Annotated in this window: 1 pseudogene; it reads left to right on the forward strand. The window is 63.8% G+C overall.

Features of this window, described 5'->3' with window-relative positions:
• Positions 1–337 precede the first annotated feature (337 nt).
• A pseudogene (locus ACT84W_RS05795) lies at positions 338–778 on the forward strand (dipeptidase); the annotation flags it as partial.

Below are 778 nucleotides of genomic sequence, written 5' to 3' on the forward strand. Positions count from 1 at the left end.
GCGGGCCTCTGGCCCGCCACTGCTATTTACACCACTTTATGGACGTAGCTCGACCATCGGTAGCACGATCCCCAAAACACCGGACCTTCGGTACCGACACTCCCGGATTCCGGTGCGTCAGCGTTCCAAATAGGGCATTTCTCACCAGAATCCTCGACCGTCGGTAAAGAGCACACCGGAAATGCAAGCTATCGGTACCGACGCTCCCGGATTCCCGTGCGACTTTACCGACGGTCGAGGATTCCCGCACGCGAGGCAGATGCAAACAGACGTCACGCCCTTTTTGCCTACGAGCGAGTGGAGCTACGATAACCCCAACTCGTCCTAAGGAGAAGACATGACGCCAGCCGACACCGATACCCGCACCGCGCCCGTCCCCGTGCTCGACCTGCATTGCGACACTGCCGACCGCATCGCGTGGCAGAGCCTCCCCGCCGAGTTGCGCGCGGCTTACGGCCACGACTTCTACGGGCCCGGCGACGAGGCAGACCCCGCCGGCTGCCGCGACCTCGCGCACAGCCATTGCCACATCTCGCTCGAGAAGATCGGCCCCACGCCTTGGGCGCAGTGCTTCGCGTGCTTTGTCCCCGACGAGCTCTCGCCCGAGCAGGCAATAACCTTCGAGGCGCACGTCTCGGCTTATATGCGCGATCAACTGGCAAGAAACCCGCAGATCAAAGCTGTGCGCACGGCCGACGAAATCGCGGGCGCGCTCGAAGGGGGCGACGTCGCGGCCATCCGCACGATCGAGAACGCGCGCCTCTTTGCCGCGGACCCC

The sequence above is a fragment of the Paratractidigestivibacter sp. genome (assembly GCF_052362415.1).
In the GTDB taxonomy this organism is placed as follows: Bacteria; Actinomycetota; Coriobacteriia; order Coriobacteriales; family Atopobiaceae; genus Paratractidigestivibacter.